General features: G+C 40.3%; 1 pseudogene. It reads left to right on the top strand.

Features of this window, described 5'->3' with window-relative positions:
- A pseudogene (locus tag ACOVO2_RS08080) lies at positions 1-1,584 on the top strand (SusC/RagA family TonB-linked outer membrane protein); the annotation flags it as partial.

Below are 1,584 nucleotides of genomic sequence, written 5' to 3'. Positions count from 1 at the left end.
TGGACTACCAAAACGAAGACCGTACTTTCCGTCGTGCATACAGTTCAAACCGTTTCAAAACTGGTGCTTATGCCGAACAAAATGTCTTTTATCGTGAAATCAATTCCGACTTTTTGTTGAATTACACCAAAAACTTGGGAAATTTGAGTGTAGATGTCTCGGCTGGTGCTAATAGAATGGACCAAAGAGTGGCTAACGAACAAGTTCAAACACTTTCATTGGCACAACCTGGCGTTTATTCGTTATCAAATGCGGCTTCGCCTTTAGAGTATTTTCAAGCGGCGGGTACCAAACGCATCAATAGTTTATATGGAATTGCTAAATTCGGCTTTAAAGATTTCTTGTTTGTAGATATTACTGGCCGTAACGACTGGTCGAGTGCTTTGGCAACTGCTACTTCTTCGGCCAATACATCGTTCTTTTATCCCTCAGTTTCGGCAGGTTTAGTGGTTTCAAATTTGGTTAAATTACCAACGGCTATTTCTTTCTTGAAACTTCGTGCGAGTTATGCCCAAGTTGGAAATGATACTAATCCTTTCCAAACCATCGGAACATTCGTGGCTCGTACGCCCGTAGGTGGTTTACCGACTTTTACAGACCAAAACCAAATCTCAAATGCCAACTTGAAACCCGAAAGCATTAGTTCGACCGAATTTGGTGCCGATGTGCGATTCTTGAATGATAAAATCAAGCTCGACGTAACGTATTTCAATGCTTTGAATAAAAATCAGATTATTTCATTGCCGATTGCGGTTTCTTCGGGTTATGGTCAGCAAAGTATCAATGGTGGAGCAGTTAGAAGCAAAGGAGTTGAAGTTGTACTTGATTTAACGCCAATCCGCACAAATGTTTTTTCTTGGAGAAGCACTTTCAATTTCTCGACTTATCAGAATATCGTAGAAAAATTACCAATTCCTGGGCAAACTATCACTTTGGCCTACAACAGAATTTATGATAACGTTAATCAAACGGTTTGGTACCAAGTAAAAGAAGGTGGCCGCATGGGCGATATGTACGGAACGGGCTATTTGAAAAATGATAAAGGTGAGTTTATTATTGGAAAAGATGGCCGTTACATTGTGGACAATAATCTAAGAAAATTGGGCAATTATACGCCTGATTTTATGGTAGGTTTCAATAATACTTTGAGCTATAAAAACTTCCAGATGAGTTTCTTGTTCGATTGGCGTCAAGGCGGAAAAGTTGTTTCTCGTACTTTAGCATTGGCCGCAGTTGGTGGACAACTTATCGAAACAGAAGACCGTCCAGCAGCAGGTATCGTTGCCAAAGGTGTAGTAAACATGGGAACGGCCGAAAACCCTAATTATCAGCCAAATACAACTGCCGTAAGTGCCGAAACGTATTACAGAATGTATTACGACCGCAACCATGAGGAAAATAACACTTACGATGCTTCGTATCTGAAACTCCGTGAGGTTTTGATTGGCTACGAATTACCAAAAGGTTGGTTCAAAAATCGTATAGAGAGCATTAATGTTTCATTGATTGGCCGTAATCTCTACGCTTTTAGCAAAATACCGCACTTCGACCCTGAGCAGTTTGGTTTTCAAGGACAAAAATTGA

The organism is Emticicia sp., from assembly GCF_049241225.1.
Classification (GTDB): Bacteria; Bacteroidota; Bacteroidia; order Cytophagales; family Spirosomataceae; genus Emticicia.
The sequence above is the reverse complement of the archived record's forward strand: the minus strand, read 5'-3'. Positions and strand labels throughout refer to the sequence as shown.